Source organism: Citrobacter sp. S39 (assembly GCF_009495675.1).
In the GTDB taxonomy this organism is placed as follows: domain Bacteria; phylum Pseudomonadota; class Gammaproteobacteria; order Enterobacterales; family Enterobacteriaceae; genus Citrobacter; species Citrobacter freundii.
Genome location: NZ_CP045556.1, coordinates 234,346 through 247,479, shown reverse-complemented (window position 1 = coordinate 247,479; position 13,134 = coordinate 234,346). Strand labels below are relative to the sequence as shown.

The following is a 13,134-nucleotide window of genomic DNA, read 5'->3' as shown; positions in this document are numbered from 1 at the left end:
TTCCACCGGTTATTAATGCAATAATTGAATTCAGACCGTCTCTTTTGAATAGACAACGTTTTTAGCGAGTTCGAATACAAAATCGCTTACGAAGGTAAAATCGCGCCATACCAGCACACCATCTACCTTATGCCGCAACTCAACCTGAGTGGATGTGTTGCTATACTTAGTGACCTTGATGTCCCAATCAATGAAACCACCAGCATTCTGAAGTTCAGTGACAGCGGCTAGGTTTTCCTGTTGCTTCAGGTTGTAGGCCTCGTCTGAGTCGTCGTTCTTCACAAGCTGGATTTTTTTGAATACCATGCGGAATCGGTCGGCCAGAACTTTGCCACGCATTTTTTCAACATCATTAAATACCTGCTCGACGTATGCACTCATGGTTTTCCTCGTGACTTTAATGATAGCAATTACAAAACCCGTATAGCCTGATTAGGCTCTGTATTTTTTAAAAATTAATCCGTGAGTAACATTATTAACTGCATTAAACCTACGACGAAATTTAAAAGAAGACAAAATGTGCTTGAATTTAAGAAATATTGAATTCGTTTAGTTTATCTGTTAAAAAAATACTGCTATTGAGCACCAAAAAAGGTGTCTTCTTACAGCGGAAACAAAAAACGCTAGAAAGTTACTTTTTCCTCATTGGAAGGCTTTTTAAAAGCGTTTCCATCGGGATGGCTTCGACGGATTGTTTCATTTTCTCTGGTTCTACTCCAAGAGATGCCAGCTGCCGGTACAGTACTTCCCGTTCTTGCAGGAGGCTTATCGCCAGCCGTGATATTGCAGCGGCGTTTTCCAGGGCGATTGCAAGGTTGTTTTCGGATGGAAAACTATCCCATGTATCCACTATGCCTTTTGCCAGGCACACGGTTCGCTTAAGCGGCTGAGGAACGTTTAATGGGTTAACGCCGGGTGGCATACCGGACAACTGCCTAATCAGTGCTCTTCCTTTCATTCCATCAGTTCTGTCTGCCATAGCAAGACCTCTATTCGTTGTACGTGGTCACTTCGGCTGAGTAGCAGTGCTGCTGATAACAGGCCTCTGTCTGACCAGACAAAGCGGTACGCAGCATTACGGTAGTTCCGGGTACGGGCGCGGATTTTGACCCGGGCGGAAAATCACTTAGCTCTACACTGATTCCGGCATGACCCGAAAACAGCACTGGGTTTTCACGCATTTTCATGCCGATATTCTGGTTACCATTTGCAATGCGATACATCACTTGTTCGATAGTAATCTGAACAGGTTCGTTGATCCGTAAAGGCCTGTTCCCGTTGCTGCCATTAGCCTGGCTGCACAGCAACAACATAGATGCTACTGTCGTAATAGCAACAGAGCCTAGTGAAAGCATGATTTTCATTATTTTCCCTTTATTCCAGGCAGTTAAGCCGCCTCACAAAATTCACTCTGACCAATGCTTGTTAAACCTGACAATTGCCACAGCCTGATTAACCGCATCATTATTTTGATATGGATCCGTAACGCGTCCGCGTTCTGAGTTGCCAGTTCCTGTATGTGTATCAGGCCAAGGCTCAACTCTTTATGGCTATTGAGTTCATAAAGCGCACGTCGATAAATATTGAACATCTCACGAGCCACCAGCGATTTAAGGACTTCCGGTACTGAAGCACAGTGCGCGAAAGCTCGGGCCCGCTCCTGTCTCCAGTAGCGGCGCAGCGCATTTGATGTATCAGGTTTGTTGCCCACGTCACTCATCACAAGACACCAGGCATTGGTCTGGTTGATCAGGACAGTTTCCAGGCTGTTTTTGCACAGCGTTTTCTCGTCCATAAGCTCGTTATGGCTTTCCTGGCGTAAGACGCGATGCAGCCAGAACCCAAATTCTGTCATGCGGGTCATGTGGTACTGGATGGTGAAAGCGAGGTTAGCCCACCATTTAAAACGAATGATCCGGGCCTCCAGCGTTCTTTTCAGAACATGCTGGTATTTCTCGGTCGAGAGGATGCGAAGGTCTTTTCGAGCTGTGATCCCTTCCATCGACTGGAATCCGGTCAGGCCGAGTCGATGGTAGGTTTGACCACGCTGCATCATTTTGTGATACAAGGCTGACTTACCTTTGCACAGAGATACCGTGCCGAAACGCAGGTAGAACTGCGCCGCGCTCCCAGCGGTGTACGCCCCGCTCTCAATAGCAGATTTAAGGCGTGGGTATTCCACCCATAACACAAAGCTTGCAGACTCTTCATCTACGGTAACTTCGTTATCTTCGCTGAAACTGACAACACGACGGTGGCCGTCTCTTGTCTTGATGACACGTGCGGCGCGTTCGTCATCTCCGCCGTCGAAATAGGTCATTTCCGCAACAGGATCAGCCAGCCCATCAAATAGTGAGTCATCGCCAAATTTCCCCACCTTCAGCCAGACTGCTTTAGGGATTGGGGACTGAGGGACTACAGGCATCGTCGGTTCATCAGTCAACAGATCCAGCTCGCCGTGGGCCCAGACGCGGTGGTAGATCTCCAGTGCCCTAAAAGGCTTGTCATTGAAATGATGGAAAGCCCACATGAAATCGACATGCACAACGGCTTCTTCGCTGACGATGCGGAACTGAGGCCGGGACATGCGACGGTTATGCGCATTGTCTTCCAGCAAGCCGTAAGCGAGTTTCTCGGCAACGTCATCGGCGCGTTGCTGCTCTACGTAGTCGGCGCTACAGCAGATGTGTAACAGACGTTCCAGGAATTTCGGCGAGTATACATCTGGCTGGATCTTAATATACCCACCTTCGTATACCGTGCGGCCCACTGGATGGCGGTCTTCCCAGGCATAACGGCGTTTGGCAATGAAACGCTGAAGCCGGTTCAGGATAGCCATATAGCCATATTTCTCCGGGTCGGCATTCAGCAGGTTTTCCATAGAGCGGTCGAGCCCTACAGCCTGGCAAAGGTAACAGCCAAATCGTGAACCACAGGCGCTTTTTGCTTTTTCAGAACCCGTCCAGACACATTCGCCCGTAGCCTCTTTGTAGAGCTCAGCAGTTTCATTATTGTTAGGCAGGTAACTGGGTAACGCAAAACGAGCCTCATCCCCGGACGATAGCAGGAATTCCCATACGTTCCCCTGATGCCAGTGACGGATCGGATAGAGCTCACCGCCCTCTTTTGTCTGTTTAACGTCTTCAGCGCTCCCGCCTTTTTTTTCGATGTTCATGGCACGGGTTGTGCTCTCTGCATCACGGGAACCCAGCAGCAGACAAACGCGCTGACGAACGGCTTTAGGCAGTCCTCGCATGTACTCGGCACGGGCCCGACGTGCAGGATCGACCTTCAAGTCGATCGAGCACTGTCTGGCGGAACTATTTGAAAATGTTGGCAATCCTCGCCCTGAAAGGATGCGGCCAGTCCACCCAGATGTCAGTCCAGGCTTACCAATTACAATGCTCAGCGGTAACTGGTGCTTTTCAACGAATGCCTCAAGTTCGGCGAGTTTTGTGTCTGCCAGCCAGCGGACGGCTGGATTCTCGATGCCCGTGTCGGTGTGGATCACATAGTGATGCTGGCTGATGTTTGTGCCATTGCGGGTAGCCCTTACCAGCGCCATCAGGAAGAGGTGCAGAACGCACTCAGAGTCCTTTCCTGATGAATACGCCAGGCTCATAGTCCAGCCGTCAGTAAGCGCTTTATAAATGGCGTTTGTGCCGGTGGTGATAAGATTGGCCATGCTCGTGCCAGTGCTGGCATCGACATAATTCAGGTCTTCGTCATTAGCCAGTGTTTGCCAAACCGTATCCCATTTATCCCCGGTAAGGATTGGGGCAAGGGTCGGTTCTGATGTGCCAAAGTCGATTACCTGTTGCATGGTTCACCTGTTTATTTATTCGTTTTGTATATTTATTTAAACACGGGCGTACCAGCTGACGAATAAGGCCAGCGGTATTATTTAATGATTTATTTAGTAATCGGGGATGGAAATAATTGATCAAGACAACTCATTGGTTTGCCAATGGCATTTGTGAGCTTTAGAATTTCTCCCGGCGTAACTGCCTTAAGCATTTCAGAGCGCCCTTCACGGATATATTCATCTACAGACATATTCCGCCATCCTGCTTTTGGTCGATTACTGCAACCTTGCCAGTTTGAATCAGCATTATCCCGACGAAGAACATATACATCGATAGAGCGAGTTAACCCTGCACCGAACGCAGCCTGAGCAGTAATTTTCACTTCAGATCCATCCTTGCGTTTAATGACCTGCGATATACGCGTGATTAACTCTTCAGGTGCGGATGCGTTGTTCTGAGTTTCATTTGTCATAAAACACCTCGTGAATATTGTCCGGTTTGTTTACTTATTAAATCACGAGGCATTCGGGTGACGAAGTGATGTTCAGAAAGATACTTTTCTTTGCTGGAGCAGGCTTAACCGTTGGTTGTCTGGATGCTACCATTCATAAGAAATGACGGTTAGCGTATCACTCACCTGTTCTTTGGTGATCTTTGGTTTTACCGGTTCGGGTAAAATTGTAATCGAAATTTGAATAGTTGCCGTTGCCTGTTGCTTTTTATCACCACTATTTCCCTCATCCTGTGCCAGTGCATTCCATGAAACAACGAATAATAAAGCTGAGAGTATCGTTTTCATTTTACACCTATATAAAAGATTGCTGTCCGTAGAACCATTATCTATCGGGCCAATCAGCTGGCGAAATTAAACAGTCGAAAACCTTTAATTAAATATCAGGATAAGGTCAGTAGCTTTTATGGTCAGTCGTCATCATGATACTCAGGGCCACCATAATTATCAAATCGAGACCATTGACCATTAAATGTGAGACGTACTGTCCCTATAGGCCCGTTGCGCTGTTTACCTATGATAATTTCGGCTATACCTTTCATATCGCTATTTTCGTGATAGACCTCATCACGGTAAATAAACATGATCAGGTCAGCATCCTGCTCAATGGAGCCTGACTCTCGCAAATCTGAGTTTACCGGACGTTTATCGGCACGTTGTTCAAGCGAGCGGTTTAGTTGCGATAAAGCGATTACCGGTACATTCAGCTCTTTTGCCAGTGCTTTCAGAGATCGGGAGATTTCAGCAATTTCCAGAGTTCTGTTGTCAGATAACGACGGTACACGCATCAACTGAAGGTAGTCGATCATAATGAGGCTAAGCCCACCGTGTTCGCGGGACAATCGACGCGCCCGGGAGCGAACGTCCATAGGTGTTAGGCCAGAGCTGTCATCAATGTAAATGTTCTTTTTTTCCAGCAGCAGTCCCATTGTGCCGGATAACCGGGCCCAGTCCTCGTCATCGAGCTGTCCGGTTCGGATGCTGGTCTGGTTGACGCGTGATAGCGATGCCAGTGAGCGCATCATGAGCTGTTCCGTAGGCATTTCCAGGCTGAAAATCATGACGGGCTTATCGTTTGTCAGCGATACATTCTCGCAGATGTTCATTGCAAACGTAGTTTTCCCCATTGAGGGTCTGGCAGCGATAATAATCAAATCCGAGGGCTGTAGACCGGCTGTCTTCTTGTTCACGTCCACGTAGCCGGTATCAACTCCAGTGACCCCGTCATGGGGACGCTGGAACAAGGCTTCAATCTTGGTAACGGTTCTGTCCAGAATGCTGCTGATATTTTCCGGCCCACCGCTTTTATTTCCCCTTTGCTCTGCAATCTGGAAAATCCGGCTTTCTGCAAGATCAAGCAATTCGTCACTTGTCCTACCTTCCGGGTTGTAACCGGCCTCGGTTATTTCGTTGGCAACTTTTATCATTTCCCTGATTACGGCACGTTCCCTGACGATCTGCGCGTAGGCAATTATATTTGCCGCACTGGGCGTATTTTTTGACAGTTCTGCCAGATAGGCGAAACCGCCGAGACTATCCAGCTTACCTTCTCCCTCGTTTTCGATGTGCTCAGCGAGGGTTATCAAATCAATCGGGAATTGATTCGCAACGAGCGATCTCATTGCAGAGAAAATTGAGCGATGCGGTCGAGAACTAAAATCCTGCTCACTAACGATTTCTGCCACATCATCCCATCTCTGGTTTTCAAGCATTAACCCGCCCAGCACGGACTGTTCCGCTTCTATCGATTGCGGAGGGGTTTTTAAGCTGTATTCAGCTGTTTGCTTTGTCTCACCTGTTTCGGTAAACGAGATGTCCGCCATAGTCATAAGTGGCCTCAGAGGTTCTGGAATAGCTTTTGTTTTTGTAATTGTCGTGCGCATTCCGATACCAACTCCGGGTAACTGGATGCTATTGCCTTTAGAATTGCTTCAGAGAGCTCATTCGCTTCATCAGAGCGGCCCACCAGCCTCAGCTCGGCTACTGTACCGGGGTCGCAGTTTGTCAGGTTGGCGCGGGCGTAATTGACTTTCAGCCGCGCCAGAAATTCCACCCCGGGCTTGCGCTTCACCGCGTGGACAGAAAGTGTTTTTCGGCAAAATCGACCAGCTGTACGGCGTTCGTGATGCTCCAGAGCTTTTGCTTCCAGCTCCTGCCCGGCGATAACGGTCACATAGAGGCTACTAATCAACGCCGATACATTCATGCAGCAATCCCCCGCTTATTAGCCAGCGCAACGGTATCCAGAAGTACGAAGTCATCAAGCAGGTTCAGTCCTGCGGGCGTCTTCTGATCACGCCATAGCGCATCCAGTACATCGGTGTCTGGCATTCCCGTTGGGATTAGGCTTAGAAGTTCGGATAACGTATCTACCTGTAGCATGTGGCAGATAGAAGCCAGCATTATTCCCTCTGACGCTTTATCCATAAGACCACCGATCAGAATCTGAATTTCCGGGGTCATAACAAAATGCTCATAATTGGATTTATTGAATCGGCACTGAATGAGTTTATAACCCTTGAACTCAGTAATTAACTCCTGAAGGAATACATGCAGCATATCTGGTTTTGTTTTTCTAATAGCCGCTACCTGCATTGCAATTTTTAAAATGCCATCATCAACTCTTTCGTGCGGGCATCCTGCGGAGGAATAAATACTTTTTGCCTTTTCGAGCCAATTTTGCAGCTCGATATAATTAGTCTGAATATTCAACGCGACCCCCATTGCTATCCAAAAAAGTCTATAACCCTGATATTTTAATGCGCTCCTGTCTATCATCGAAAAATTTAAGACAGCAAAATGCGGCCATTTATATGTGCAAAAATATGAGCCGGTTTATCCGGCCCATCAGAATGAAAAGGAATTTTATGCAGGTCTGTTAAAGACCTGCTGGGAGGTTAGTACACCGGGTGCAGCTGAGTCTCTTCAGTTTCACCATTCTGCTGGTTAGCGCCATCGGTATCGGCATCAGTCGCATCGTCAGCACCGCCGTTGTTTTCAGCACTATCACCGTCGTTGTCACCATTAGCTTCAGCATCTTCTGCCTGTTTTGCTGATTCCAGTTCAGCCAGGGTAGCCATCAGAGTACGGGCCATTTCAGGAGTCAGGCGTAAGACGACTTCTTCCGGCACGGTTTCCGTAATTTCGATCTGATTTTCATGCTCACCTTCCGGCTGCGGCGGGATCTGGTCGCGCAGCTGGCTCAGGGTTGGCAACAGGCTGTCGAAGGTTTTACGGATAACTTTCGGTTTCAGGCCAGTCTTTTTCTTGGAACTCACGAATTTGGCAGTGACGCGGGTTTTCCCAGCTCCTTCTGCCTTTTTCAGGGATTCCATCAGGACTTCATACGGGTCGCGGTCAGTACCCTGACATTCGTTAATAACGTCAACGGCAACGTCACCAGATACCTTATCTTCTTTCACCAGCATCTTGATGCTGAAGTCAGCGTTTGCCAGCACGATACTGCGGCGAACGGTGACCAGAGAGACACCCAGACGCTGAGCAATCGACTCAATGGTGTGACCCCAGCCAATCAGGCGCTTGAAGCCTTCAGCGCGTTCCACCATCTTCAACTGAAGGGAGTTGGCGCTCTCGATCATGTTGTAGACTTCTTCGTCCTTGCCGCCTTCAAATTCCTCGACGGTGATTTTCTGGAAGCTCGCGCCCTCAGCAATCGCCATCATCAGGCCAGCAAAACGGTGGTGGCCATCAATGATTTTCAGGCGGGTTACGCCTTCCACTACTACTGGTTTAACGCGGATGACAGGCACTGACTGAGGACGTTCCAGATAAGCGTGTTTGAACATTACCGCACGGTCATAATTTACGTCGCGGAGGTTCAGTCCCTCTTCCACAAACAACCAGTACGGGCTCACCGCAAAGACGTTGTTACGCCCGATATCGGCTTCTTCGAACTGTTCCGTATTGCCGCTTTTACGCGCTTTGGTTACGAAATCGCTCAGTGCTCGGAGTGATGATGGCGCTTTGTCTAAGCTGCGCATCAGTACCGCAGCGCCTTCCAGATTTTCCAGGGTACGGCTTTGTTCGAAGATAGCTTTAACGTCGGTGTTCATGGTGTTTCTCCGCTTTAGTTATTGTGTCGCGAGGTTCGTTGCTTGCTGTAAATCCAGTTAAACACACACCAAACAGGTGACGAAGCGTATTTGGGGACAAAATGTCTCTTTTTTTTCGGGTACATAAAAAAGCCCTGTAATCCAGTGATTACAAGGCCTTAGCTCGTAATGATGACATCAAGATGGCGACGTTTTTCGATTTTGACCGCATTTTTCATCAAAATTGTCATCACTTCATTTAGTTTTGAACTCTCCCCTTCCTCATATGAACCCCAAGGTAGGAATGGAGTAGGACTATTGATATTGAATGCAACGCCCGTAGGGCATCGCCATGCAGTTGGCTTCTTTGAGTCAGGTTCCCATTTCACCAGGAGTATTGGCGCGTTACAGTCGATGTCATCGATGGCTGGTATAGCCTCATATAAAAACACTCCCGCATCATCCCCACTGAAGAAAGCTAGATGCTTATACGCGCTGGCAAAAGAGACTACGCCCGCGAAAAGGCCCACAACGATGAGGTTAAGGTTCGATGTTTTGTGACGGATACGTTTTTGCTTCAGGCGAACCATTGTCAGGGCTGACAAGAAGATAGCCACCAGCCCCCCGGCTCCTGCGAACCAAACGGAATTGATTTGCAGGAAGGAAATCAAATCACGATGCTCTCTCTGGTTTTCTTCAAGCATCAACGACACAAAAGTTGTTGTTACTGGCATTGATATCAGGAATATCGTGATCATCACTATTGCAAAAGTCTGTATGGAATAGCGGTCTCTATTTTCCTCTATAACAGAATTAAAGGATAACAGATAAACAAATGTAAATAATAAAATGGAAAGAAGGTACATTGGTTATGCCTTTTTTTGGGTTATCGCTGAATTCTTTTATTTAATTCTGTTCTGAAAAATGCATACAAGAACTGCCACCCATCACCATGAGCCGTTCTGAAATCTTTTTCAGGGAGTACCGGAAAACCAAATTTAAAATTATCTTTTCCAGTGTGGCGCTGGCAAAAGTGCGCAAGCTCATGTGCCACTACGCCTTTGATATGATCCAGTTGATTGATTGAATAAAATGCTCCGATGTCCTTACGCTGCTCTATATGTGCGTACTCATGGTAGCGATAGCGCGGTGTATCACTGTCAGGATAAATGGACGATGGTGAAATAGTGATTGAGCTCCTGCCGCCCCATGAATGTTTGGCACTCCAGTTGACCCGAACTTCAGGCGCAGGGCCGGTGAAACCATATGCCTGTCTATAGAGGTGCAGAAGATACCCTGAATACAGAAAAACAACTTTCTCCGCCGTCATAACGCGAGAAACGCCATAGCGAGCAACTGCCCTATCTCTGGCTGTCAGAACGGGGGTTTTTACCCGTGGGGAGAATAATTTTGTTGGGCTGAATAGCCAGACTTCTGAATCGTCATCAGGCATATCCAGTATCACCTGAATTTCTTCAGGCGACCCAACTCGTTGATGCCACCTTTCAAGATTATCGCCCACTTCATTCAGGCTGATTAAATCATCGGCATTCTCGTAGAATAACCAGATCAGCGTTCCTCGTGGGAGTGCTTTCTCAGCTGTAATATGTGAGAGGATAATTTGACGTGGTGTCATCTTATTCGCCACAGTTCCCGGATGCTTCTATCAGTTTTATTTTTGTTGCTTCTGCCGCCTGCATTTTTTGTTTCATCTTCTCAATGCTAGCGGTCACACGGCGGGCGCACCATTGATACGCTGCCTGACGTGATTCGAAAAACTCATAATCCGCGTGCAGGTAAACTGATGTGCCGTAGGAGACGGACATACGGTAACCCTTCGGCGTTTCATTGATGACTTCCCGTTCTTCTACACAGTTTTCAAACTCAGGGACATAATCCACGAATCGACGACGCAGAATGCAAAACAGCACCTTTATTTGGTTTTCATCAGTCATTTGTTATCCTCGTTATTCTTCTTATTTATCATCAACCTTTCTTAATTGTCGATGCTGAATACGGCGGAGCGGATTTCACGCTTGGCCTGCTGACGGGCGCGGTGTTTGCTTACACGAAGAGATCTATCGTATGCATTGTTTTTACGATAGCCACGCGAGCGGCACAGTGAACAAGTGCAGCCTTCTACTGAATAGAAAATCCCAAACGGTTTCATAAGTATCACCTTTAAGCTTGATAATAATGTTTATCATAGCTGGAGTTATTCAGGTGACGAATAGTTAAGGGGCGCGTTTTGCTTGGGTTTTTACACTATCGTTTATTGAGTCGATGAGGTCGGAAATAGAAAGGAGTTTTCTGCCAAAGAATAGTTTTCGTCTGGCTTCTATTTCGTAGCGGAAGGGTTCAATAATTTCATCTTCATGCATGATTACGAAACGATAGCCGTTATTAAGGAGTTTATGCAGCTTGTTTGTTTTTTTTCTTATGGGACTTAGCTTAAACATTGTTATCAACTTCTCATCATGATCACCTGAATTGTTATAACACAGTTATTTCCGACACGCTGCTGCTTTTGCTGAAGAACTCGGATTGCTTTGGGCTGGGCCAGCAGGTTGTATGCCGGGCGAACCCGGCATCGTTATCACAGGGCTTTTTCTTTTCCCTTTCGTTCTATCCCACGAAACATCGCGCATTTCCGCACAATATCCAGTGTCGGGATGCTACCACTCCCCTGCTCTTTCACGCTCATTCGCAACGTGAGCCGTAGCAACATCTTGATGTCACGTGGTGGAAGTTCTGGGTAAGTGTTTACAAGTGATCTGACCAGTTCATCAGGAATGTTCACGCCAAAGTTCTCACCCATAATCTTCCAGATCTTTTGGGCATCTGATTTCTCCGGCACATCATAGTGAATGATTGCAGCGCATCTTGGTATGATAGCCTCATCGATGTCACTACCCCGGTTGCTTGTCATGAACATCAACCCATCGAAATACTCCAGTGTACGGAGGAACTCCGCAACGATGGCATTTTGAGTCAGTGATGCTCCACGCTGCATGACAAACACATCGGCTTCGTCCAGAAGCAGGACACAGTTCCAGCGTTTAGCCCGGGTCAGAATCGTCCGCAGATTTTTCTCAATGTCATCGGCGTTGGTTCCCAGTGCGCCAGCATGAATTGAGTACAGGGGCCGTTCAATGACCTCTGCATACACTTCAGCAGTTAATGTCTTCCCAAGTCCGGGTGAGCCCACGCACATGATGATGTTACCCGCGCTTTTCCCTTCAACAATATCGCTGGTGAAAGCGCTGATATCCGTGGTCAGTATATCGAGTAAATCACGGTGGTCTTCCGGCAAAACCATCTTTTTTGGCAGTTCTTTATCATACTTGTATGGTTCTACGTTATTGGCATGTATCCAGATAAAGTCTTGCAGCGAGAGATCAAAATAACGCTGCACAGGAATTTCGGGTAAAAGGCCAAACTGGTCATCTTCAAAAAGAGGCGACTCCACTTCTGCACCGTAGGCATCGCACTCACTATCAGGCAAATCGTGTATCAGTTTATGCCCTGCTATTTCCAGATTCCGGTCGCTGTAGCTATACGATTCCATTCTGACAGCCCTGCCGGTTGCTTTAAACTGATTGCCAAATTGCCCGTCGACCACTTCCTTAAACCGCGTTAGTTGTTCCAGGTACTCTTGTTTCAGCTCATGCGTTTCATGGTAGATATCACGGTCGGCCAGTGTCTTAGCGACACTGCGCCGCGCCACCTCATTAGGCTCGAAATTCAGGGCGGTAAGCTGGGTTCCGTAAACCTTTTTGGAGTGCGAATATTCGCCGAACCCATACCAGCTGATTTGTAACAATAGTGATGGGGGACGGTCAGAGTTTTTTTCTGATTTTACTTCTTTTATTGCTGTAACAAGACCGGGGTACAGGTTGCCGTCATGACCGCGTCGGTATATCCAGCCATCAATTCGATTTGACTTCAGATACTGTAGTAACACACGACCGAATGCCGGAAAACTGCTCACAGGCTTATCGAAATCACCTTCCAGTGCAGTGATGATCGATTCAAGAGCTCGTCGATTTTTTGACTCTCCATCACCACGACATGCCTGTAAAAGTTCATTCAGATCATCCCGAGATAAACATAGCGGATCGACGGCAATCTCATCGTCAGAACTACGGTGGCTATAACGATTACGTAAAGCCTCAAATGTTGGGCTTGTGGTAGCTTTTAGTGTTTCTGTTTTTATCGTGAGTGCCATAGCCGTCCTCGTCAGTAATTTACTTTGATATGCCTTAAGTTCACATGGAAGGGGCAACTTCGAACGCATTAGGAACTCTGATCCGCGAGCCTATTTCCAGTTTAATGGTTGCCTTTACGTATTCACCCTCCTTCAGATAGGTGATGTCTTGGTTATGAAATGTTGACTTTTCATGTGTAGCCCACCATTCCATAGAGCTTGGGATTTTTAACGTTAGCCCAAGATGTTCAGTGAGATAGCATACTCCCATGTTTGAGTAGGTCTTAACGGGGTTCGGGTAGAATTGAAAGTTACCCTCTACGAGACAATCAGTACGAGGATCGATGAACGAAAGGAAAACGCTAAAAGTACCCTGACGTTTTAGCTCGGCGTAAGCCTCAAGAATCGTGAAACGCTTTAATGCGTCATTTGAAAACAGGGTTACAATTTTTTCCGAAAGCATAGCCACCTCATGAGCTGTTTTTTTCCTATTATCAACCGGTGTCTCCTCCTGACGAATAGGTTTGCGGCCAAAAAAAAACTGCACCAGGAGGTGCA

Annotated in this window: 16 protein-coding genes; all 16 read right to left on the bottom strand. The window is 47.3% G+C overall.

Annotated features, from left to right (window positions below):
- Positions 1-30: 30 nt before the first annotated feature.
- The 16 genes from GFB57_RS24450 to GFB57_RS24375 all read right to left on the bottom strand — a co-directional run bounded on the left by GFB57_RS24450 (position 31) and on the right by GFB57_RS24375 (position 13,123).
- A complete protein-coding gene (locus GFB57_RS24450) occupies positions 31-381 on the bottom strand; it encodes a hypothetical protein (RefSeq protein WP_007372327.1) in 351 nt (116 codons plus the stop codon).
- A gap of 250 nt (positions 382-631) precedes the next feature.
- Entirely contained in the window at positions 632-979 is a 348-nt protein-coding gene (locus GFB57_RS24445; RefSeq protein WP_008786575.1) for a hypothetical protein, read from the bottom strand.
- Positions 980-989: 10 nt separating this feature from the next.
- Positions 990-1,364, bottom strand: a complete 375-nt coding sequence (locus tag GFB57_RS24440) for a hypothetical protein (RefSeq protein ID WP_008786576.1) — start codon at positions 1,362-1,364, stop codon at positions 990-992.
- 23 nt (positions 1,365-1,387) lie between these two features.
- Positions 1,388-3,823, bottom strand: coding sequence for a phosphoadenosine phosphosulfate reductase family protein (locus GFB57_RS24435; RefSeq protein ID WP_007372324.1), 2,436 nt, complete (start codon positions 3,821-3,823; stop codon positions 1,388-1,390).
- 89 nt (positions 3,824-3,912) lie between these two features.
- A complete protein-coding gene (locus GFB57_RS24430; RefSeq protein ID WP_008786579.1) occupies positions 3,913-4,278 on the bottom strand; it encodes a hypothetical protein in 366 nt (121 codons plus the stop codon).
- A gap of 126 nt (positions 4,279-4,404) precedes the next feature.
- Positions 4,405-4,605: a hypothetical protein gene (locus GFB57_RS24425; RefSeq protein ID WP_007372322.1), complete on the bottom strand. Its 201-nt coding sequence runs from the start codon at positions 4,603-4,605 to the stop codon at positions 4,405-4,407.
- Between the two features lie 122 nt (positions 4,606-4,727).
- A complete protein-coding gene (dnaB, locus tag GFB57_RS24420; RefSeq protein WP_007372321.1) occupies positions 4,728-6,140 on the bottom strand; it encodes a replicative DNA helicase in 1,413 nt (470 codons plus the stop codon).
- 14 nt (positions 6,141-6,154) lie between these two features.
- Entirely contained in the window at positions 6,155-6,523 is a 369-nt protein-coding gene (locus GFB57_RS24415) for a hypothetical protein (RefSeq protein WP_007372320.1), read from the bottom strand.
- Positions 6,520-7,029: a hypothetical protein gene (locus GFB57_RS24410; RefSeq protein WP_223307977.1), complete on the bottom strand. Its 510-nt coding sequence runs from the start codon at positions 7,027-7,029 to the stop codon at positions 6,520-6,522. Before GFB57_RS24410 ends, GFB57_RS24415 begins: the two co-directional genes overlap by 4 nt.
- Before the next feature lie 185 nt (positions 7,030-7,214).
- Complete coding sequence (locus tag GFB57_RS24405; protein ID WP_007372318.1) at positions 7,215-8,390, bottom strand: ParB/RepB/Spo0J family partition protein; 1,176 nt, start codon at positions 8,388-8,390, stop codon at positions 7,215-7,217.
- A gap of 158 nt (positions 8,391-8,548) precedes the next feature.
- Positions 8,549-9,235, bottom strand: a complete 687-nt coding sequence (locus tag GFB57_RS24400) for a hypothetical protein (RefSeq protein WP_016241554.1) — start codon at positions 9,233-9,235, stop codon at positions 8,549-8,551.
- A gap of 20 nt (positions 9,236-9,255) precedes the next feature.
- Positions 9,256-10,005: a hypothetical protein gene (locus tag GFB57_RS24395; RefSeq protein WP_007372317.1), complete on the bottom strand. Its 750-nt coding sequence runs from the start codon at positions 10,003-10,005 to the stop codon at positions 9,256-9,258.
- Position 10,006: 1 nt separating this feature from the next.
- Positions 10,007-10,324: a hypothetical protein gene (locus GFB57_RS24390; protein ID WP_007372316.1), complete on the bottom strand. Its 318-nt coding sequence runs from the start codon at positions 10,322-10,324 to the stop codon at positions 10,007-10,009.
- Between the two features lie 41 nt (positions 10,325-10,365).
- Positions 10,366-10,539 carry a hypothetical protein gene (locus tag GFB57_RS24385; protein ID WP_009653096.1) on the bottom strand — a complete coding sequence of 58 codons (174 nt, stop codon included), beginning with the start codon at positions 10,537-10,539 and terminating at the stop codon, positions 10,366-10,368.
- A gap of 426 nt (positions 10,540-10,965) precedes the next feature.
- The gene (locus tag GFB57_RS24380; RefSeq protein WP_008786582.1) at positions 10,966-12,597 is read right to left on the bottom strand and encodes an ATP-binding protein; all 1,632 of its coding nucleotides are present in this window, start codon (positions 12,595-12,597) and stop codon (positions 10,966-10,968) included.
- Positions 12,598-12,637: 40 nt separating this feature from the next.
- Positions 12,638-13,123, bottom strand: a complete 486-nt coding sequence (locus GFB57_RS24375) for a hypothetical protein (RefSeq protein WP_172745723.1) — start codon at positions 13,121-13,123, stop codon at positions 12,638-12,640.
- Between the last annotated feature and the right edge of the window lie 11 nt (positions 13,124-13,134).

Bases quoted from the DNA above. Each gene is read 5' to 3' on its own strand.
- GFB57_RS24405 (WP_007372318.1), bottom strand. From the start codon at position 8,390: ATGAACACCGACGTTAAAGCTATCTTCGAACAAAGCCGTACCCTGGAA.
- GFB57_RS24425 (WP_007372322.1), bottom strand. From the start codon at position 4,605: ATGAAAACGATACTCTCAGCTTTATTATTCGTTGTTTCATGGAATGCA.
- GFB57_RS24390 (WP_007372316.1), bottom strand. From the start codon at position 10,324: ATGACTGATGAAAACCAAATAAAGGTGCTGTTTTGCATTCTGCGTCGT.
- GFB57_RS24430 (WP_008786579.1), bottom strand. From the start codon at position 4,278: ATGACAAATGAAACTCAGAACAACGCATCCGCACCTGAAGAGTTAATC.
- GFB57_RS24395 (WP_007372317.1), bottom strand. From the start codon at position 10,005: ATGACACCACGTCAAATTATCCTCTCACATATTACAGCTGAGAAAGCA.
- GFB57_RS24435 (WP_007372324.1), bottom strand. From the start codon at position 3,823: ATGCAACAGGTAATCGACTTTGGCACATCAGAACCGACCCTTGCCCCA.
- GFB57_RS24385 (WP_009653096.1), bottom strand. From the start codon at position 10,539: ATGAAACCGTTTGGGATTTTCTATTCAGTAGAAGGCTGCACTTGTTCA.
- GFB57_RS24380 (WP_008786582.1), bottom strand. From the start codon at position 12,597: ATGGCACTCACGATAAAAACAGAAACACTAAAAGCTACCACAAGCCCA.
- dnaB (WP_007372321.1), bottom strand. From the start codon at position 6,140: ATGGCGGACATCTCGTTTACCGAAACAGGTGAGACAAAGCAAACAGCT.
- GFB57_RS24415 (WP_007372320.1), bottom strand. From the start codon at position 6,523: ATGAATGTATCGGCGTTGATTAGTAGCCTCTATGTGACCGTTATCGCC.
- GFB57_RS24400 (WP_016241554.1), bottom strand. From the start codon at position 9,235: ATGTACCTTCTTTCCATTTTATTATTTACATTTGTTTATCTGTTATCC.
- GFB57_RS24440 (WP_008786576.1), bottom strand. From the start codon at position 1,364: ATGAAAATCATGCTTTCACTAGGCTCTGTTGCTATTACGACAGTAGCA.
- GFB57_RS24445 (WP_008786575.1), bottom strand. From the start codon at position 979: ATGGCAGACAGAACTGATGGAATGAAAGGAAGAGCACTGATTAGGCAG.
- GFB57_RS24450 (WP_007372327.1), bottom strand. From the start codon at position 381: ATGAGTGCATACGTCGAGCAGGTATTTAATGATGTTGAAAAAATGCGT.